Annotated in this window: 16 protein-coding genes; 9 read left to right on the top strand and 7 right to left on the bottom strand. The window is 69.0% G+C overall.

The features are described 5' to 3' along the window. Positions 1 to 30: 30 nt before the first annotated feature. Positions 31 to 1,695 carry a TM0106 family RecB-like putative nuclease gene (locus ACK8HH_RS00940; protein ID WP_006898093.1) on the bottom strand — a complete coding sequence of 555 codons (1,665 nt, stop codon included), beginning with the start codon at positions 1,693 to 1,695 and terminating at the stop codon, positions 31 to 33. Positions 1,696 to 1,827: 132 nt separating this feature from the next. Here ACK8HH_RS00940 and ACK8HH_RS00935 point away from each other — a divergent pair, with 132 nt between their 5' ends. Both ACK8HH_RS00935 and ACK8HH_RS00930 read left to right on the top strand, forming a co-directional pair. Then, entirely contained in the window at positions 1,828 to 2,553 is a 726-nt protein-coding gene (locus ACK8HH_RS00935) for a DUF6474 family protein (protein ID WP_039868111.1), read from the top strand. 3 nt (positions 2,554 to 2,556) lie between these two features. Continuing rightward, a complete protein-coding gene (locus ACK8HH_RS00930) occupies positions 2,557 to 3,282 on the top strand; it encodes a cutinase family protein (protein WP_006898095.1) in 726 nt (241 codons plus the stop codon). Between the two features lie 32 nt (positions 3,283 to 3,314). Here ACK8HH_RS00930 and ACK8HH_RS00925 read toward each other — a convergent pair whose 3' ends face one another. The 3 genes from ACK8HH_RS00925 to pdhA are packed head-to-tail and all read right to left on the bottom strand — an operon-like array spanning position 3,315 to position 6,705. Beyond that, the gene (locus ACK8HH_RS00925) at positions 3,315 to 4,610 is read right to left on the bottom strand and encodes a dihydrolipoamide acetyltransferase family protein (protein ID WP_346077542.1); all 1,296 of its coding nucleotides are present in this window, start codon (positions 4,608 to 4,610) and stop codon (positions 3,315 to 3,317) included. A 20-nt stretch (positions 4,611 to 4,630) separates the two neighbouring features. Continuing rightward, positions 4,631 to 5,629 carry an alpha-ketoacid dehydrogenase subunit beta gene (locus tag ACK8HH_RS00920; RefSeq protein ID WP_006898097.1) on the bottom strand — a complete coding sequence of 333 codons (999 nt, stop codon included), beginning with the start codon at positions 5,627 to 5,629 and terminating at the stop codon, positions 4,631 to 4,633. Continuing rightward, positions 5,629 to 6,705, bottom strand: a complete 1,077-nt coding sequence (pdhA, locus tag ACK8HH_RS00915) for a pyruvate dehydrogenase (acetyl-transferring) E1 component subunit alpha (RefSeq protein WP_346077544.1) — start codon at positions 6,703 to 6,705, stop codon at positions 5,629 to 5,631. Before pdhA ends, ACK8HH_RS00920 begins: the two co-directional genes overlap by 1 nt. A 150-nt stretch (positions 6,706 to 6,855) precedes the next feature. On the opposite strand from pdhA, the gene ACK8HH_RS00910 reads away from it, so the two are divergent. Both ACK8HH_RS00910 and ACK8HH_RS00905 read left to right on the top strand, forming a co-directional pair. After that, positions 6,856 to 7,338, top strand: a complete 483-nt coding sequence (locus ACK8HH_RS00910; RefSeq protein ID WP_006898099.1) for an Lrp/AsnC family transcriptional regulator — start codon at positions 6,856 to 6,858, stop codon at positions 7,336 to 7,338. A 143-nt stretch (positions 7,339 to 7,481) separates the two neighbouring features. Continuing rightward, positions 7,482 to 8,651, top strand: coding sequence for an FAD-dependent oxidoreductase (locus ACK8HH_RS00905; protein WP_346077546.1), 1,170 nt, complete (start codon positions 7,482 to 7,484; stop codon positions 8,649 to 8,651). Between the two features lie 30 nt (positions 8,652 to 8,681). On the opposite strand, the gene ACK8HH_RS00900 is transcribed toward ACK8HH_RS00905, so the two are convergent. Continuing rightward, positions 8,682 to 10,235: a succinic semialdehyde dehydrogenase gene (locus ACK8HH_RS00900; RefSeq protein WP_412475468.1), complete on the bottom strand. Its 1,554-nt coding sequence runs from the start codon at positions 10,233 to 10,235 to the stop codon at positions 8,682 to 8,684. Between the two features lie 30 nt (positions 10,236 to 10,265). Next, positions 10,266 to 10,754 carry a ribonuclease E activity regulator RraA gene (gene rraA / locus ACK8HH_RS00895; protein WP_039868113.1) on the bottom strand — a complete coding sequence of 163 codons (489 nt, stop codon included), beginning with the start codon at positions 10,752 to 10,754 and terminating at the stop codon, positions 10,266 to 10,268. A gap of 172 nt (positions 10,755 to 10,926) precedes the next feature. Here rraA and ACK8HH_RS00890 point away from each other — a divergent pair, with 172 nt between their 5' ends. From ACK8HH_RS00890 to ACK8HH_RS00880, 3 genes are all read left to right on the top strand, one after another. Then, positions 10,927 to 11,499, top strand: coding sequence for a TetR/AcrR family transcriptional regulator (locus ACK8HH_RS00890; RefSeq protein WP_006898105.1), 573 nt, complete (start codon positions 10,927 to 10,929; stop codon positions 11,497 to 11,499). A gap of 70 nt (positions 11,500 to 11,569) precedes the next feature. Continuing rightward, entirely contained in the window at positions 11,570 to 12,658 is a 1,089-nt protein-coding gene (locus ACK8HH_RS00885; protein WP_346077555.1) for an ABC transporter permease, read from the top strand. Beyond that, positions 12,655 to 13,311, top strand: coding sequence for an ABC transporter ATP-binding protein (locus ACK8HH_RS00880; RefSeq protein ID WP_006898107.1), 657 nt, complete (start codon positions 12,655 to 12,657; stop codon positions 13,309 to 13,311). The genes ACK8HH_RS00885 and ACK8HH_RS00880 overlap by 4 nt, the downstream gene beginning before the upstream one ends. 72 nt (positions 13,312 to 13,383) lie before the next feature. Here the strand turns inward: ACK8HH_RS00880 and lysX are convergent, their stop codons facing one another. Continuing rightward, positions 13,384 to 16,776 carry a bifunctional lysylphosphatidylglycerol synthetase/lysine--tRNA ligase LysX gene (gene lysX, locus ACK8HH_RS00875; protein WP_346077550.1) on the bottom strand — a complete coding sequence of 1,131 codons (3,393 nt, stop codon included), beginning with the start codon at positions 16,774 to 16,776 and terminating at the stop codon, positions 13,384 to 13,386. On the opposite strand from lysX, the gene ACK8HH_RS00870 reads away from it, so the two are divergent. Together ACK8HH_RS00870 and ACK8HH_RS00865 are read left to right on the top strand one after the other, a co-directional pair. Next, positions 16,775 to 17,047 (top strand): RNA-binding S4 domain-containing protein, encoded by a 273-nt coding sequence (locus ACK8HH_RS00870; protein ID WP_006898109.1) that lies wholly within the window; start codon positions 16,775 to 16,777, stop codon positions 17,045 to 17,047. The two genes, lysX and ACK8HH_RS00870, sit on opposite strands and share 2 nt — an antisense overlap. Positions 17,048 to 17,375: 328 nt before the next feature. Next, positions 17,376 to 17,798 (top strand): VOC family protein, encoded by a 423-nt coding sequence (locus ACK8HH_RS00865; RefSeq protein ID WP_045538342.1) that lies wholly within the window; start codon positions 17,376 to 17,378, stop codon positions 17,796 to 17,798. Positions 17,799 to 17,809: the final 11 nt, after the last annotated feature.

Genomic DNA, 17,809 nt, shown 5'->3' with positions numbered 1-17,809 from the left:
GTGGCGGGCCGGCCGGTGAACGCCGGCCCGTCACCGCCCGCCGGGCAGAACGCCGCCGCCGGCGTTCTCGGCCAACAGATCGGCGGCCAGCGGAAGCTCGAGCACTTCGTCCGAGTCGATCCATTCGCGGAGCACCTTGGTGGCGCGGACGTCGTCCTCGTTGTACTGAAGCAGACGCTCGCGCTGACTCTCGTCGCGCACCGCGCCGTCCAGACCCACCGCGGCGGCGTACCACTCCATCGACGCCTCGCCGCCCGCCTCGTCGTCGCGCCAGTTGAATCCGGCCACCGGAGCGATGCGCTTGAGTCCCTTGCCCTTCGGGCACACGAAGTTGTCGTTGACGGCCTCGAACACGTCCACCCACTCGCGGGATGCGATGAAGGCGTCCACCGCGGTCCGCGACGGAACACCCGGCATGTCGGCGAACCGGTCGGCGCTGCCGCGCAGCCACCGGTTCTCGGCATGCTGCGAATAGCAGTAGGCGGCGAAGGTCTTGCCTGCGGCACGCGCCGCATCGCGTTCGGCTGTCAGCCACGCCCAGAACTGCGCGAACGACCGCCCCTCGTCGCGCGTGGGCAGCGGATCCCACGTGACGAACGGACGATAGGCCACCGGCCGCGCCGGATCGGTGTTGTCGGTCAGGAGTGTGCCCCACATGTACGCACCGCGCTCGGAATAGCTCTCCATGTCTACGTCGACCTCGACATCGGCCCGCTGGACGCGCGGGCGGTCGTGCCGCCGGACCAGCGGGATGTCGCGGACCCAGCACTTCGCGGACACGACGGTGTCGTCGAAGCGCACCGCACCCACCCACTCGGCCGGCTCCGCGCCGCGATAATCGGCGAGCTGATCGATGGTGACGACCCCGATGTCGCGGAGAATCTGCCCCTGGTTCCCGCCGACCACCAGACTCACGTCACGTTTCTCGGTGAGTTCGGCCTCGCATCGCGGCCACCAGTGACAACTGCGGCACTCGCTCACCCGTCGGGGCGAGGTCGCGATGTCCCCCGCGGCGATCGCCCGGCGGCGATCGAAGGTCTCGTCGTAGTCGTGGGCCGATTCGCCGAGCGGGACCACGACGATGCAGTCGGCGTCGAGACCGATCAGTCCGCCGAGCGCCTCCTCCCGCGGGGCGTGCAGCCGTCCGAGGTCGTCGAGCATCGCCGCGATCTGCGCCAGCCGCATCACGTCGCCGCGCCGGCTGCGGAACGACCGCGTCGCATCCGGCTCGGGATGCCAGCCGAACAACGGACTGGTCCGCAACGTCGGCACCTCGCCCTCGCGGGGTTCGGCGATCGTCGTCGTGACACGGTGGTTGACGACGATGATCGGGAGATAGCCCTCCCCATGCCGCAGCAGCGCCTCGGCGTGACCGCGACGGCCGCGCTCCACGTCGGTCGGCAGTGCGGCCTGGAGAATCCACTGCGCCCCGCGGTCCATCGCCGCACGGGTCGCCGCCACCCGGTCTCGGTGATCGGCCGCCTCCACCACGACCACCGTTCCCTCCGGACGGTCGCTCCAGAACCCGCGGATCAGATCGAGCACGTGACGTCGATGCGCCTGAGCTGCCTCGATCCGTCGATTCGCCTCGGCGGTCTCCGGCTTCGCGACACCGTCCGCGGCAGCCGCGGAGTCGAGCGCCAGCCGGTGCTCGCAACCCGTGAGATTCCGCGCACCGAGAATCGCAGATCCCACGTGATCGGCCTCGACTTTCCGTTTCCGAGCGGCAACACGGCCACGGGGGCCGAGTTGTTCATTACCCACAGAGACTATGCAAAGCTGGAGACAACTGATCGCAGGTGTCGGGTATCCGACGGGAAGGTCGCCATGGGACTGCTCTCATCTATGAGCTCGAAGAGGGCTCAGCGCAAGGCCGATGCGAAGGTTCGCAAGGCGGAGGAGAAGGCGATCCGCAAGCGCGCCGAGGTCCAGGCGGAGGCCGAGTCCCGCGCGAGCCGCAAGGCGCAGAAGCGTCGGCTCAAGGATGAGCACAAGTTCCACAAGCGGGCGCAGAAACAGGATCGCAAAACGGTCAAGGCCACCGGCAAGGCCCAGCAGAAGGCGGCGGCCGCCGAGGCCAAGGCGATAGCCGAACAGGCGAAGGCCGACGCCGCCGCGGCGTTCTTCACGCCGGCGAAGATGAAGCGGTACCTCGCGGTGGCCCGGATGGCGGCCCCGATCGTGGTTCCGATCGCGTATCGGGCCGCGGTCGGCGCCCGCAGCCAGGTGACCGCCGTCCAGGCCCGCCGAGCGGGCGTGTCGCCGGCGCTCCTGACCCAGTACGGCGGCCCCAGCGCATCGCTGCGGGCGCGCATCGCGGCGTGTCGCGCCACCGCGGACGAGGTCGCGGCGCTCGAACAGTCGGCCGAGGGCAAGGCCTTCGTCTCGGCGATGTCCAGCCGCCTGGACAACCTCCAGGTCGCTGCCGATGCCGCCGACACCATGCCCGCTCAGCAGCGCAAGAACGCCCAGCGCGCCATCGACAACGAGTTGACGGCGATCGACAACGATCTGCTGGCGCGGCTCAACGTCCATCCGGTCCAGGCGGGCTGAGCCGTGACGCGCCGGGTACTCGCGCTGCTGTCCTGCCTGATCGTTGCGGCCGCGGGTCTGCTGACCGGCGGCGCGACCCTCGGCCGCGCCCCCTCGACCGCGGCACCGCGGTGCGTCGACGTGCACGTCCTGTTCGCGCGCGGCACCGTCGAGGAGGCTCCCCCGCTGGGCGTCACCGGGATCGCGTTCGGCAACGCCGTCAGGAACCGGTTGCCCGGTAAGTCTGTCCGCATCGAAGCCGTCGACTACGCCGCGAGCGGCAACTTCACCGACCGGCTCGCGTTCGCGCGCACCTTCGTCGACGGAGTCAAGACCGCGCAGCGGCGGGTGAAGTCGATCGCCGCCGCGTGCCCGGACACGCGGATCGTCATCGGTGGCTACTCGCAGGGCGGCGCACTCGCCGGATACGCGATCAGTTCGGCCTACCGGGTCCCCGATCGCTATCAGCAGTACCGCACATACGTGCCCGAACCCCTGCCCGCGGCCGTCGCGCCCCACATCGCCGCCGTAGTGGAGTTCGCACCGCCGTCGGCGCGCTTCCTCCGCGAGGCAGGCGCTCCCCCGGTCCAGCCGCAGGCGGTCTACCGGAACCGGACCGTCGAGTACTGCATCCAGGGCGACACGATCTGCAACGGCGCACCGCTCGGCGGCCCGAACGCGCTGCACCTGCTGTACTCGGTGAACGGCATGGCCGATCAGGCCGCCGATTACGTCGCCCGGCACCTGTAGCGCGACCCGCGAGCCCCGGCCCGGTACCCCGCTCAGCTCAGGGCGATCAGCGACAGCGGGTCCGAGAGCGCGTCGGCGACCGTCGCCAGGAAGACCGAGCCCTGCTCGCCGTCGACGAGCCGATGGTCGAAGGAGAGGCTGAGGGTCGTCACCTGCCGCAACGCGATCTCACCCTGCCATTCCCAGGGTCGAGGCCGGACCGCGCCGAAGCAGAGGATCGCCGCCTCACCCGGGTTGATGATCGGCGTACCCGAGTCGACGCCGAAGACGCCCACGTTGGTGATCGAGAACGTGCCGCCGAGCAGGTCGGCGGGCGGCGTCGCACCGGCCTTCGCGACGGTCGTCAGTTCGCCCAGCGCCCGAGCGAGTTCCAGCAGGCTCATCGTGTGGGCGTTCTTGATGTTGGGGACCAGCAGTCCGCGGGGCGTGGCCGCCGCGATCCCGAGGTTCACATAGTGCTTGGTGACGATCTCCTGCGCGTCCTCGTCCCACGTCGAGTTGAGCGACGGGTTGCCGCGCAGCGCCACCAGCGCCGCCTTCGCGACGAGTGCGAGAGGTGTCAGCCGTACTCCGGAGAAGCGTCGGTGAGCGGCGAGGTCGTCGACGAGTTCGGTCATCGCCGTCACGTCCACGTCCACGAACTCGGTGACGTGCGGAGCCGTGAACGCGCTCGCCACCATCGCCTCGGCGGTGCGGCGCCGGACGCCGCGGATCGCGGTGCGCTCCTCGTCCGGCCCGGCGGCCCCCGCCGCGGTCGGCGCTGCCTCGTCGACCGCACCGGCCTTCACCGCGGTCAGATGCCGGTCGAGGTCGGCTCGAGTCACTTCGCCCGAGCGTCCGGTCGGCCGCACGTCCGTCAGGTCCACGCCGTGTTCGCGCGCGAGTTTGCGGACGGGCGGAGCGGCGAGCGGTCGTTCCGGAGCGCTGTGGCCGACCGCCCCGACGGTGTCGCGCGCGTCGGAGGCGGGCGCGGGCTTCCGCCGCCTCCGGGTGCCGCTCTCCGCCGCGACGCCGTACCCGACGAGCACGGGTTCGGGTGCCTGCGGCTCGACGGCATCGGCCTCCGGCGCATCCGCCTCGTCGCCGGCGACCCGGATGTCGATGAACGGGCTGCCGACGTCGACGGTCTCCCCCTCCTGGACGTGCAGTTTCACCACGGTGCCCGCATACGGCGACGGCAGTTCGACGGCGGCCTTCGCGGTCTCCACCTCGGCGATCACCTGGTTGAGTTCCACGGTGTCACCGACCGTCACCTCCCAGCGCACCAGTTCGGCGTCGGTGAGCCCCTCACCGAGGTCGGGCAGATCGAAGGTCGAGATGACGGACATGCCGGGTCCTTCCGCAGGAGTCAGTCGAGGAGTACCGCGTCGACGGCGGCGAGGATGCGGTCGACGTCGGGCAGAAAGTGACGTTCGAGTTTCGCCGGCGGATAGGGGGTCGCGAACCCGCCGACCCGCTGGATCGGTGCCTCCAGATGGTAGAAGCACTCCGACATCACGCGGGCGGCGATCTCGGCGCCGACGCCCATGAAGACCGGCGCCTCATGCGCGATCACCAGCCGGCCGGTGCGCCGGACCGAGGCCGAGAGCGTGTCCGTGTCGAGGGGCGAGATCGATCGCAGATCGACCACTTCGACGGACCGTCCCTCGTCCTCTGCGACGGCGGCCGCCTGCAGCGCGGTGGTGACCAGCGGCCCGTAGGCCACCAGCGTGACATCCTCGCCGGGACGTGCGACGCGCGCCTTGTGGAGGGGATACGGATCGGCGTCCAGAGCCGGGTAGTCCGTCTCGCCCTTCTCCCAGTAGCGCCGTTTGGGCTCGAAGAACAGCACCGGATCGTCTGAGGCGATCGCCTGCTGGATCATCGTGTAGGCGTCTGCCGCGTTGCTGCAGGTCACCACCCGCAGACCGGCGGTCGCCGCGAAGTAGCCCTCGGGCGACTCGGAGTGATGTTCCACCGCGCCGATGCCGCCGCCGAAGGGGACCCGGATGGTGATGGGCATCGAGACATGGCCCGCGGTCCGGTAGTGCAGTTTGGCCACCTGCGACACGATCTGATCGAACCCCGGATAGATGAAGCCGTCGAACTGGATCTCGCACACCGGGCGGTAGCCGCGGAAGGCGAGCCCGACCGCTGTACCGATGATGCCGGACTCGGCGAGCGGGGTGTCGATGACCCGGCCGGTCCCGAACTCCTCCTGCAATCCGTCGGTGATGCGGAAGACCCCGCCGAGGCGACCGATGTCCTCGCCCATCAGGACGACCTTCGGATCGTCGGCGAGCGCCTTTCGCAGACCCGCGGTGACGGCCTTCCCGAGTGGAGTCGGGGCGGGCGCCGCGGCGGTCATCATGCCTCCAGGGTGTCGAGGTAGGCGGCGTACTCGCGCCGTTCGGCGTCGATCAACGGGTGCGGTTCGGCGTACACGTCGTCGAAGATCGACAGCGCAGGCGGGTCGTCCAGCGCGAGGCATCCCCGCCGGAGTTCGGCGGCCGCGGCGTCGGCGTGCTCACCGATCAGCTTCGCGTCCTCGTCCGACAGCGCACCCGCGGCCTCGAGCAGCAGGCGGATGCGCTCGATCGGGTCGCGCCGGATCCACTCGGCATCATCGGCCGCGGTGCGGTAGCGGGTGGGATCGTCGGACGTGGTGTGCGGTCCGCGGCGGTAGGTGACCGCTTCGATGAAGGTGGGGCCGCCGCCCTCTCGCGCCAGTTCCAGAGCCGCCCGGGTGACCGCCAGCACGGCCAGCACGTCGTTTCCGTCCACCCGCACGGTCGGCATCCCGTAGCCGCGGCCGCGGTTGACGATCGGCGTCTTGCTCTGCAGGGTCACCGGCTCGGAGATGGCCCACTGGTTGTTCTGGCAGAAGAAGACCACCGGCGCGGCGAAGCTCGCCGCGAAGCCCATCGCCTCCGAGACATCGCCCTGGCTGGTGGCGCCGTCGCCGAAGTAGGTGATGACCGCGCTGCCCGCACCCTCGAGGTTCAGTCCCATCCCGTAGCCCGCGGCGTGCAGGGTCTGCGCCCCGATGATGATCGCCGGAGTCGCGATGTTGTGCTCGTGCGGATCCCAGCCGGACAGTGACGTGCCGCGCCAGAACGGCATCATCTCCTCGAGCGCCACGCCGCGGCAGTAGGCGACGCCGTGTTCTCGGTAGCTCGGGAAGACGAAGTCCTCGGCGTCGAGCGCTCGGGCCGAACCGATCTGAGCGGCCTCCTGCCCGAGCAGCGGCGCCCACAGACCGAGCTGCCCCTGGCGTTGCAGCGCCGTGGCCTCGGCGTCGATGCGTCGGACGACGACCATGTCCTCGTAGAGTCTCCGCAGTTCGGCCATGTCGATGTCGTCGACGTAGGTCGAGAAGTCGGGATGGATGTGCCGCTCGCCGGTGATGGTGACGAGTTGAACGATTTCGTCGATGTCGGACACGACTGCCTCCTTCGGGACGTCCGCGTGGATCGCACGCTTCCTGGTCCGTGTGGCCACCGTCTCAGTAGATTGCAGCCTGCGCAAGGTCCATCGGGGAAATTGATCAGAATGCCCAACATCAGCACCGTTCGACGAGCGATACTGTGCGCTATGGCCAGGCTGGACCGAACCGACGCGAAGATTCTCCGTGCTCTGTGCGAGTTCCCGCGCGCCACCGGCGTGCAGTTGGCGGGACTGGTCGACATGGCGCGCAACACCGTCCAGGCGCGGATCGGGCGGTGGGAGACCGAAGGCGTGCTGGCCCCTTTCGACCGTCGCGTGCATCCGCGCGACCTCGGCTTCCCCCTGCGCGCCTATATCGCCGTGGTGGTCGACCAGCATCGCCTGGAGCAGGTGCTGGACTCGCTCGACGGGATTCCCGAAGTACTCGAAGCCGTAGGCGTCTCCGGCATCGCCGATCTGCAGCTGCTGGTGGTCGCCGCCGACGCCGACGATCTCTACCGGATCGCCGGACATGTGCTGGCCGTTCCGGGAGTGGAACGGACGACGGTATCGGTGGTGATGCACGAGGCGATCGGGTATCGGACCCTTCCGCTGATCGAGCGCCTCGCCGGCGGACGTCCGCCCGACTGACCTCTCCGACTGGTCGGTTTGTGGATCTCACCGATCTGCGGCCTACCGATTCGTGCTGATGACCAAGACGTGGATCACATCTCGTGCCTACCCTCGGAGGGGAGGACACATCTCGCCTCTTCGACCTGCCGAGGGGAAGCCCCATGGACAACACCGCTTCGATCACCGCCGCCGACTTCGACACAATCGTCGTCGGCGGCGGAATCGCCGGCGTCTCGATCGCGTACGAACTGGCCGCCCACCGATCGGTCGCCCTCGTCGAACGTGAATCGACGCTGGCCTACCACACCACCGGCCGTTCGGCCGCGACCTTCCTGGAGAGCTACGGCAACGCCACCGTGCGTGCGCTAACCCGGGCCAGCCGCGACTTCTTCGTCGCGCCGCCCGACATCGTCGACGGCCCGCTGGTGGCCGAACTGCCGTTGCTGATCGTCGCCGAGGAGACCGAGGTCGACGGACTTCGCGCCCTGTACGAGACGGTGAGTCCACGCAGCCAGACCATCGAGCTGGTCGACGGGAACGCGGCGGAACAGCTGAATCCGATGCTCCGGTCGGGTTACACCGACCTCGCGATGGTCGACTACGGTTCGCTGGAACTCGACGTTCACGGCCTGCACCAGGGCTTTCTGCGCGGGCTCCGGCGCCGGGGCGGCACCGTGCTCAAGTCGGCGGGCATCGTCGAAGCCCGCCGCGAGCGGTCGTCCTGGGTGCTGCGCGATGCGGCCGGCGACGAACTGCGCGCCCGCACCGTGGTCAACGCGGCGGGGGCGTGGTGCGACGAAGTCGCGGGCATGTTCGGCGCCGCCCCGATCGGCATCGCTCCGCTCCGCCGGACCGCGTTCATGGTTCCCGACCCGCGGGAGACCCCTGCCCGCTCCATCGCGGCGCGCCGCACCATGACGATGTCGGCGAACGAGGACTTCTACTTCAAACCCGACGGCGCAGGCTTCTTGTGTTCCCCCGCGGAGGAGACACCGCAGCCGCCCTCGGACGCCAAACCGGACGATCTGGAGATCGCCCGCGCGATCGAACGGCTCAACGAGGCGACGCTGCTGGCCGTGCGCAGCGTCTCGACGTCGTGGGCCGGCCTCCGCAGCTTCACCGCCGACCGCACGCCGGTGGTCGGACCCGATCCCGCGGTCGACGGCCTCTTCTGGTTCGCAGGCCAGGGCGGCTACGGAATCCAGATGGCTCCGGCGCTCGCGCGCGCCGGAGCGTCGCTGGCACTCACCGGCGATCTGCCCGCCGACCTCGCCGACTTCGGCATCACGGCGGCGTCCCTGGCCCCCGGCCGATCGGCCCTGGCCGCCTGAGGGTCAGGCGACCGGGCCTCGAACCCTCGCTTACCGGCCGGGCAGGTACTTGAGCGACTTGATGATCTGCGGGGTCAGCTTCAAGTACAGGCTCTGCGGGATCCCGCGGATGCCGTCGAGACCGATGAACCGCTGGGTGGCGATGGTCTGCGGCTCGGTGTACTTGAGCAGCCCCTCCTCACCGTGTCGGCGTCCCATGCCCGAGATGCCCATGCCGCCCATCGGAGCTGCCGTGGAACCCCATGCGGCGGCGTAGCCCTCGTTGATGTTGACCGTGCCCGCGTGGATCTGCTCGGCGATCTTCTGCGCTTCGTCGTTGCTGCCCGCGAAGACGCTGGCGTTGAGACCGTACTCGGTGTCGTTGGCGCGCTTGATCGCCTCGTCGGTGGAGTCGACCGGGTAGATCGACACCAGCGGGCCGAAGGTCTCGTCCGCGTAGCAGGTCATCTGTTCGGTGACGCCGGCGAGCACGGTCGGCTCGTAGAAGAACGGGCCCAGGTCGGCGCGCTTGCATCCGCCGGCGAGCACCTTGGCGCCCTTGGCGACGGCGTCGGTGACGTGCGCGTCGACGGTGTCGACCTGCTGTGCCGAGGCGAGCGAGCCCATGTCGGCGCTGAAGTCATAGGTGCCCGCCAGGTTCATGCCCTTGACGTGCTCGGCGAACTTCTCCGAGAACTCGTCGGCGATGGCCCGATCGACGTAGATCCGCTCGATCGAGATGCACAGCTGCCCGGAGTTCGAGTAGCACGCGCGGGCGGCACCGGCGACGGCCCGGTCGACATCGGCGTTGCGGGTGATGATCAGCGGATTCTTTCCACCGAGCTCGGCCGAGAAACCGATCAGCCGCTTGCCCGCCTGAGCCGCGAGAGTCGACCCGGTGGCCGATGATCCGGTGAACATGACGTAGTCGGTCTGCGCGACGATCGCCTGCCCGACCACCGAGCCCGGACCGGGCACCACCGCGTACAGCTCGCGCGGGAGTCCCGCCTGGTACAGGAGTTCAGCCAGCGCGAGGCAGCAGTACGGGGTGTTGCTGTCGGGCTTGATGACGACGGCGTTGCCCGCGATGAGCGCGGCCACCGCGTCGGAGACCGCCAGCGTCAGCGGGTAGTTCCACGGGCTGATGACGCCGACGACGCCCTTGGGCTGGTAGCGGACCCGAGTGTCGGTCGCGCCCGGAAGCATGCCCTGCACCTTGCGATCGGCAAGCATCTTCGGACCGTGCTGCGCGTAGAAGCGGGCGGTCAGCGCGACGTCGATGACCTCTTCCTGCGCATAGATCCGCGCCTTGCCGGTCTCGGCCTGCGCGATGTCCATGAGCTCCTCGGCGTGGTCGTTGACCAGCTCGGAGAAGCGGTTGATCACCTTGGCCCGGTCGGCGGCCGAACGATCGCCCCATGCGCTCTGAGCTGCGCGGGCGCGGGCCACGGCCAACTCGAGATCCTCGGCGGTGCCCACTGGCACGGTCGCCATCTCGACGCCGCTGTAGGCCTCGAGCACCGGCCGGGTCGGGCGGTCGGCCGGGTTGTCGATCGCGGCCAGCGCGGCCAGACGCTGGAAGTATGCGGGTGCGGGCTTCGGCATGATGTGCTCCTAGAGTTCTGTGGCCTGCGGTCAGGCTTGGGGCGCGACGAGGACGATGCCGTCGTCGTCGGAGTAGACGATGTCGCCCGGATTGAAGGTGACGCCGCCGAGCTCCACCGGCACGTCCCGTTCGCCCGCACCGGTCTTCGTCGACTTGCGCGGGTTGGTCCCGAGCGCCTTGACGCCGATGGCCATGCCGCCAATGGTCTTCGCGTCGCGGATAGCGCCGTTGGCGATGATTCCCACCCAGCCGTTGGACCGACCGAGTTCGGCGATGATGTCGCCGACGAGCGCGGTGTGCACCGACGCGTCGCCGTCGATCACGAGCACGCCGCCCGGGTTGGGCTCCGACAGGATCGACTTGAGCAGCGCGTTGTCCTGGAAGCACCGGACCGTGGTCACGGTACCGACGAACTCACGGTTCCCGCCGTACTGGGTGAACTGGGTGTCGCAGCTCCGGACATCGGCGCCGATCTCGTCGACGAGGTCGGCGGTCGGGGTGAAGTTCAACGTGCTCATGGCCATCGATTCTAGGCGGGCGGACTCTTATCTGTAACGCCCGGTTACGTCACAGCTGCCGCAGCCGGTGAGCACCGGCTTCGGGCACCGGCTTCGGCGGCCCGCGCGGCGGCGGTAGCGTGTTCTATCCGTACGACCCGAGTCTCCACTTCCGGAAAGGCGGCCGACCGACGTGCCGAAGATCAGTGCCGACTCGCTCGCCGAGCACCGCGAGGCAGTGCTGTCGGCGTTGATCGACGGAACCGAGCGGATTCTGCTGAGCCGGGAACGGCTCACCGCGGCCTCGGTCGCCGCCGAGGCGGGCATCGCCCGGAACAGCATCTACCGCTACGTCTCCTCGATCGACGATCTGGTGGACATGGTGGTCGCGCGAGGCTTCGAGGAGTGGGCGTCGCAGGTCCGCGCGGACGTCGCCGCCGCTGCCGACCCGCGCGCCGCCGTGGTCGCCTACGTGCGCAGCAACCTCACACTCGCGGCCGGCGGCGAGCACGCTCTGCAGCGGTCACTCGCCCACGCCGGCCTGTCGGAGTCGGCCCGTGAGCGGATCTCCGACCTGCACGGACAGATCGCAGCCGTGCTGCACGAGGCGGTCGCGCGTTCCGGCGCCGCGCACCCCGACCTGGTCATCGCCGCGGTCGGGGCGCTCGTGGACTCCTCACTCGCCCTGGTCGGTCCGGAACAGGACTCGGAGTCGGTCATCGACTTCATGTGCGGCGCCGCGGAGGCGATCGTCGACTCCGACTGAGCCCAGTTAGGGACACCCTGTCGCGATCATGTACCGTCCTTCGCGACATAGTGTCTCTAAGATGGGAGCGATGGTGTTCATCGCATTGCGTGAACTGCGAGCGGCCTGGGGCCGCTTCGCGATGATCGGCCTGGTGGTCGCGCTGGTCGCGGCCCTGGTCGGAATGGTGTCGGGCTTCACGATCGGCCTGGGCAACGACACGGTGTCGGCGCTGCGTGCGCTCAACGCCCAGTCCGTGGCCTTCGCCGACGGAACCTCCGACTTCAACCGGAGCGTGATCTCGGCGAAAGACGTGGACGCCTGGCGATTCCAGTCCGGCGTCGAGGCGGCGCCGATGGGCGTCACCATGTCGCACGGCGAGACGGAGAAGGGCACGATGGTCGACCTCGCGGTCTTCGGCGTCGATCCGGACGGTCCGCTGGCTCCGGACACCGAGAGCGGTGATCGACTGACGCCGGCACCCGGCGAAGTGGTCGTCTCCGACAAGCTGCACGACGACGGCGTCGGCATCGGCGACGTGCTCGCGATCGACAACAGCGACGTCCGACTGCGGGTGGTCGGTATCTCCGAGGCCCGCTCGTACGGACACGTCCCCGCCGCGTACACCTCGCTCGACACCTGGCGGACCATCCGGTACGGCACCACCGATCTGGGCCCGCGCCAGCAGGGAACCGCCGCCGCCGTGGTCATCGTCGGCGGGACACCGCCCGATACGCTCGGCGGCACCACCACGCAGAGCGAGGACGTCCTGCTAGCCGCGGCTCCCGGCTACTCCGGCGAGCGGCTCACCATGAACTCGATCCTCGCCTTCCTCTACGTGATCGCTCCGCTGATCGTCGCCGCGTTCTTCGCCGTCTGGGTGCTGCAGCGTCAGGGCGTGTACGCGTTGCAGCGGGCGCTCGGCGTGTCTCGCTGGTCGCTGATCGGTTCCGCACTCGCCCAGGCCGCGGTGGTCGTCGCGCTCTCCACCATCATCGGCTCGGCGGTCGCGTATCTGCTCGGCCTGTTGCTCGGCGACGCCGTTCCCTTCGACCTCTCGTTCTCGTCCCTGGCGACGACCACGCTGGCGGTGATCGCGGCATCGCTCGTCGGCTCCGCCGTCACCCTCCGCTGGGTGGTCTCTGCCGATCCCCTGACCATGCTGGGAGCATCCCGATGAGCCTCGACCTCCGCGACGTCCGCGTCGAATACCACTCGGGTGAGGAGCGTCTCACCGTCCTCGACGGATTCGACGCGACCTTCCGAGCCGGTGAGGCCACGGCCATCGTCGGCCCGTCGGGCTCGGGCAAGTCCACCCTTCTCGGTGTGTGCGGCATCCTGCGACAGCCCGACAGCGGGAGCGTCACCCTCGACGACACCGAGGTCACGGGCCTGTCGGTCCGCGCCCGCGACCGGATGCGGCGCACCCGGGTGGGATACGTGTTCCAGTCCGGCAACCTGTTTCCCGGACTCACCGTTCTCGACCAGGTGCTGGCCCAGGCCGTCATCTCCGGACGCCGACCGTCGCAGGCCCGCGACCGCGCCCTGCACCTGCTCGATGAAGTGGGGCTGGCCGGACACGAGAAGCAGCGGCCCGATGAACTCTCCGGCGGCCAGCGTCAGCGAGTCGCGATCGCACGCGCCCTGGTCCACGAGCCACGACTGCTGCTGATCGACGAGCCGACGGCTGCGGTGGACCGCAGCCAGGCCGGCCGCATCACCGCCCTGATCAAGCAGGTGACCGCCGAGTCCGGCTGCATCACGGTCATCGCGACCCACGACCCCGAGGTGATGGCCGCGGCAGACAGCACGCTGTCGCTCGCCGCGGTCTGACCGCACGCGCTCGAAAACTTTGGCTCCCGGACCGGTCTCACAGCCCGTTCCGGGAGCCAAAGTTTTCGGGGTCTATTGGTGCGGCTTGGCCAGCGGGAACGCAAGCGACTCGCGGATTGACTGACCGGTGATCAACATGACGATGCGGTCCACGCCGAGGCCGAGGCCGCCGGTCGGAGGCATCGCGTACTCGAGCGCGGTGAGGAAGTCCTCGTCGAGCTCCATCGCCTCCGAGTCACCGCCCGCCGCCAGGATCGACTGCTCGGTGAGCCTCGTGCGCTGTTCCACCGGGTCCGTCAGTTCGGTGTAGGCGGTGCCGAGTTCCACACCCCAGGCCACCAGATCCCAGCGCTCCGCGAGGCCGTCGACGAGGCGGTGTGCGCGGGTGAGCGGCGACGTCGAGGTCGGGAAGTCCTTGTAGAACGTCGGGAACGTGGTCCGTGCCTCCACCAGGTGTTCGTACAGTTCCAGGACCAGATGCCCGGCGTCCCAATCGGGGCGGAACGCGATGTCGAGCCCGCGGCACACGTGCCGCAACTCATCCACCCCCGTCTCCGGAGTGATCTGCACTCCCGCAGCCTCCGACACCGCGGCGTGAACGGACTTCACCGGCCACTGTCCGGAGATGTCGACCGTCTCCACGCCGCCGTCCCCGGTGCGCTCGATCACCGCCCGCCCGTTGGCGGCGGTGGCCGCTGCGACGATCAGCTCCCGCGCAAGCGTCATCATCGACTCGTAATCATGGTGTGCCGCATAGGCTTCCAGACTGGTGAACTCCGGGTTGTGCGAGAAATCGACGCCTTCGTTGCGGAAGTTCCGGCCGATCTCGAAGACCTTCTCGATGCCTCCCACGCACAGTCGTTTCAGGAACAGTTCGGGGGCGATGCGCAGGTACAGGTCCATGTCGTAGGCGTTGATGTGCGTACGGAACGGGGTCGCGTTCGCCCCTCCGTGCACCTGCTGCAGGATCGGCGTCTCCACCTCCAGGAATCCCTCCAAGGCGAGATGATCGCGGAGGGCGCGGACCACGGCGCTGCGGGTCGCCAGCAGTTCGCGGCTGCGAGCGTTGACCGCCAGGTCGAGGTAGCGCTGCCGCACCCGGGCCTCCGGATCGGTGAGACCGCTCCATTTGTCCGGAAGCGGGTGCAGACACTTGCCGTTCAGACGCCACTGCGTCGCGAGCACCGACAGCTCGCCCGATCGGCTGGTCCCGATGGTTCCGGTGATATCGACGAGGTCTCCCAGATCCACGGTGGACGCGAAGTCGAGCGAGTGCTCCCCCATCGCCGCGGGTTCCACGAGGATCTGGATCTCGCCGCTCTGGTCGTGCACGTCGGCAAACGTGACTCGACCGAAGTCGCGTTTGCGCGTGAGCCTTCCGGCGATGCGCACCACGGTCCCGAGCGACGCGGCCGCGGCCTGGGCCACGGTGTGCGTGGGCGGTTGCGCCACCGGGTACGGGTCCACTCCGTCGTCGATCAGCCGCTCCAGCTTGTCCAGCCGCACGCGCACCTGTTCGGGCCGACGCACCTCGGCGATCCCTCGGGTCCGCGACTCCGATTCGAGTTCGGCGACCAGTTCGTCGACGTCGATGCCGTCCGGGACCGACGACGCACCGCTCCGATAGTGCCTGGCCCGCCAGTGCTTGCCGGGAAGCTGGACGAATCCCTCGGCGACCATCGCGGCCAGAGCGACGCGTGGAATCACCTTGGCGTCTTCGTAGCAGATGTAGCGCGGCTTCCACCGGGGCTGATACTTCGCATTCGACTTGTACAGCGACTCCATCTGGAAGAACTTCGAGAAGAACTTCAGCACCGCGTACACCAGCCGCAGCACCGGTCGGGCCCCCACCTGCGGCCCGTGCTCGAAGACGTCTCGGAAAGTGGCGAAGTTGAGGGAGATCTTCGTGACGCCGACCGACTCGGCGTTCTGCGCCAGCTCGGACACCATGGTCTCCACCACGCCGTTCGGGCCGTTGCGGTCGCGCCGCATCAGGTCCAGCGAGACACCGCTGCGGCCCCAGGGAACGAACGACAGCATGCCGATGACCTTCTCGTCGGCGGTGCCCTCGGCCTCCACCGCCTCGACGAGCAGTGCATCGCCGTCCGCCGGGTCACCCACCCGGCCCAGCGCCATCGCGAAGCCGCGCTCCTGCTCGGTGTCGCGCCATTCGTCGGCGCGCCGGACCACTCCTTCCACCTCGGCCCACGGCAGTTCGCTCATGCGCCGCATCCGGACGGTCACACCGAGCCGTCTGACCCGCGACACCGACCCCCGCACACCCTTCATGGTGGGCCCGGACAGGCTGAAGTCGGCCGCGTTCAGGATCGCCTCGTCGCCGAGGTTGATTGCGTCGAGGCCGGCAGCGTGCAGGACTTCGGCTCCCCTGGTGCTGGCGCCGAGCACTGCCGGATGCCACCCATAGGTCTCGCAGAGCGCGAAGAACTCGGCGATGGCCTCGGTCCAGGAGTCCGGATCGCCCACGGGATCGCCGCCGGCGAGCGCTGTCGACATCTCCACTCGATAGGTGATCGCCGCACGTCCGTCGGGGGAGAAGACGACCGCCTTGTCGCGCCGCGTCGAGAAGTAGCCGAGCGAGTCCTCGTCGCCGTAGGCGTCCACAAGCGCACGCACCAAGCGTTCGTCCTCAGCGGTCATGAGCGAGCTGAGCCGCTGCGACCGGAACAGCACGACGGCCGCACAGATCAGCGCGAGCGCCCCGAACAGACCGAGCAGCCAGTTCACCATCCAGGGCGCGTGATGATTCGCGAAGGGTTTCACATCGATGGTCGCGAAGGCGACCACGTGGTTGAAGGCGTACGGCAGCCGTTCGTTCGGTGCCACGGTACCGGGTGCGACGCTGAGCAGCGCCCAGCCGGCGAGGGTTCCGGCGGCCAGTCCGCCGACCAGCACCACCGCCGCCCACCGGAGGGCGCCGCGCCGGACACGGGTGTTGAACTGCCGGTAGCCCGCGATCAGCACGACCATCAGCGCGATGTTGACGATCAGACCGCTCACCGACTGCCGCCACTCGTCCGCCCAGCCCGGGTCCGACGCGGCGACCAGGACCACCAGCAGGTTCAGCACGGTGTAGAGCGATAAGTAGGCGACCGTGATCCACCACGCCACACGTTTGCGCAGCGACAGCGACACCGCGAGCAGCCCCAGAACCACCGTCCACGCGAGGCTGGTGCTGGGCATGGGGAACAGGTAGTCGTCGACGAACATCCGCGGAATGCGGATCAGATGCCGGAACGGCGGGATCAGCGTCGACAGCAGTGAGACGGTCGCGAGCAACCCCACGACGGTCCCCGCGATCCGCGGTATCCGCCGGCCGAAGCCGCTGGGATTGGAGATGCGCCGGACGATCGCGGACGATCGACGATTGGCGGTCGCGTGTCGACTCGCCTCCCGCGTCGCCGCACTCGGCATCGCGTCACGGGATCCGTTCTCCAGTTCTGGCATGCCTTCAAATTATCCGGGCGCCCGGCCGACGGAGAAGGACGCGCGGCACAATGCAGGAGTGGATCAGATCGAAATCCGGGATGACAACATCCGACTCGGGCAGTTCCTGAAGCTTGCGAACCTGATCGAGTCCGGGGCCGACGCCAAGGCGGTGATCGCCGACGGGCTGGTCACGGTCAACGGCCGGCCGGAGATCCGCCGCGGCCGTCAGCTGCGCGACGGCGACGTGGTCGAGCTGGGCGGAATCAGCGTGCGAGTTTCAACTCCGTGAGCTCCTGCTGAGTGACGAGACGTTCTCGCTGCTCAGACAGCTCCCGGGGAACACGGCGCCAGTTGCCGACGACACGCGCGAGCATCGTTCGCGGGGTCTTGCGTCGTTGGCGACTCGTCGGCATGTCTGTCCTTTCCACTCCGAGCCCGCAGTAGGCTCACTCCCTATCCAGAGTGTCGTCGACGACGCACCACGCGTTAGCCTCCGGCGCGGAAAGAGTCCGGTTTCACTCACGGGCCGCGGTATGAGCCAGGTCGGCCGGACACCTCCCCCGCGCCCTCGAGGTGCGCGCATACTACAGAGACCACCGGCCCCGAAGGAGCGAGACATGGCAGAGTCGATCGCAACGTACATCGCATTGCCCGGCACCACAGCCGAGGCAATGCAGCACTGGCACGACGTCTTCGGAGGGGAGCTCCAGATCCTCCGCTACGGAGACAACCCGATGCCCGGAATGCCCTTCGACCCCGACCCGCAGGCGGTAGCGCACGCGACTCTGGTGACGGACGCAGGCATCATCGCCGGCGCCGACGCGATGCCGGACGGTCACGACTACGCCGTGCAGGGAACGGCCTACTCGCTGCTCTACACGACGGACACTCCGGACCAGGCGCGCACCTACCTCCAGCGGTTGGTCGAGGGCGGCGGCCGCGAGGCCATGCCCTTCGCCCGCGCGCCCTGGGGCGGATGGTACGGCCAGGTGTTCGACCGATTCGGCGTGATGTGGGCGTTCTTTTGCGCGGGAGAGTAGTGAGACGGCGG

The sequence above is a fragment of the Gordonia sp. LUNF6 genome (assembly GCF_047041125.1).
In the GTDB taxonomy this organism is placed as follows: Bacteria; Actinomycetota; Actinomycetes; order Mycobacteriales; family Mycobacteriaceae; genus Gordonia; species Gordonia sihwensis.
This window is presented reverse-complemented; position numbering and strand designations above follow the sequence as displayed.

Coding starts and splice junctions, on each gene's coding strand:
- ACK8HH_RS00935 (WP_039868111.1), top strand. CDS start 1,828: ATGGGACTGCTCTCATCTATGAGCTCGAAGAGGGCTCAGCGCAAGGCC.
- ACK8HH_RS00925 (WP_346077542.1), bottom strand. CDS start 4,610: ATGTCCGTCATCTCGACCTTCGATCTGCCCGACCTCGGTGAGGGGCTC.
- ACK8HH_RS00920 (WP_006898097.1), bottom strand. CDS start 5,629: ATGACCGCCGCGGCGCCCGCCCCGACTCCACTCGGGAAGGCCGTCACC.
- ACK8HH_RS00910 (WP_006898099.1), top strand. CDS start 6,856: ATGGCCAGGCTGGACCGAACCGACGCGAAGATTCTCCGTGCTCTGTGC.
- ACK8HH_RS00905 (WP_346077546.1), top strand. CDS start 7,482: ATGGACAACACCGCTTCGATCACCGCCGCCGACTTCGACACAATCGTC.
- ACK8HH_RS00900 (WP_412475468.1), bottom strand. CDS start 10,235: ATGCCGAAGCCCGCACCCGCATACTTCCAGCGTCTGGCCGCGCTGGCC.
- rraA (WP_039868113.1), bottom strand. CDS start 10,754: ATGAGCACGTTGAACTTCACCCCGACCGCCGACCTCGTCGACGAGATC.
- ACK8HH_RS00885 (WP_346077555.1), top strand. CDS start 11,570: ATGGTGTTCATCGCATTGCGTGAACTGCGAGCGGCCTGGGGCCGCTTC.
- ACK8HH_RS00880 (WP_006898107.1), top strand. CDS start 12,655: ATGAGCCTCGACCTCCGCGACGTCCGCGTCGAATACCACTCGGGTGAG.
- ACK8HH_RS00870 (WP_006898109.1), top strand. CDS start 16,775: ATGCCTTCAAATTATCCGGGCGCCCGGCCGACGGAGAAGGACGCGCGG.
- lysX (WP_346077550.1), bottom strand. CDS start 16,776: ATGCCAGAACTGGAGAACGGATCCCGTGACGCGATGCCGAGTGCGGCG.
- ACK8HH_RS00865 (WP_045538342.1), top strand. CDS start 17,376: ATGGCAGAGTCGATCGCAACGTACATCGCATTGCCCGGCACCACAGCC.